This is a genomic window from Vibrio sp. 1401, from assembly GCF_033340295.1.
The window spans coordinates 1-644 of sequence record NZ_JAWOWF010000464.1; the positions used below are offsets into that span (position 1 = coordinate 1).

1 protein-coding gene is annotated in these 644 nt (G+C 47.0%); it reads right to left on the reverse strand.

The features are described 5' to 3' along the window. Nucleotides 1–77 precede the first annotated feature (77 nt). Nucleotides 78–644, reverse strand: a 567-nt coding sequence (rsmE, locus tag R7Z77_RS26250; RefSeq protein ID WP_318137165.1) for a 16S rRNA (uracil(1498)-N(3))-methyltransferase, incomplete at its 5' end; no start/stop codon positions are given.

Genomic DNA, 644 nt, shown 5'->3' on the forward strand with positions numbered 1-644 from the left:
GCTAGAGTCTTTCTTGATGTTAATGGACGAGATTGGGTCCATTACGATACCGAGTTTGATCATTATTTTTCTCCATTTTAACCAAGATCGCCGAAACGAACTTGTAAGGCTGTAATTGCTGTCAAAGCCGCAGTTTCGGTGCGTAGAACGCGCGGGCCGAGTAGCGTCTCTTCAAATTGGTATTCGCGAGTCATGTCGATCTCTTCTGACGACAAACCGCCTTCAGGGCCGATCAGAAGACGCACTTTCTCTACAGGTGTCGGCAGGGTGTTGATTGAGTATTTTGCACGAGGGTGAAGGTTGAGCTTTAGACCATCGTACTCTTCTTGGCACCACTGCTCCAAGCTCATGATTGGGCGAATTTCTGGTACTACGTTGCGACCACATTGTTCACACGCACTGATCGCAATCTTCTGCCACTGCGCGAGCTTTTTCTCAAAACGTTTTTGATCCAGCTTTACGCCACAACGTTCAGAAATAAGTGGTGTGATGGTATTAACGCCAAGCTCTACTGATTTCTGGATGGTGAACTCCATCTTATCGCCACGTGAAATGACTTGGCCAAGATGTAAGTCGAGAGGGGATTCAATGTTGCTTTCGACGCGCTCAGTTACGTCAACGAGAACGTTCTTTTTACTGACTTC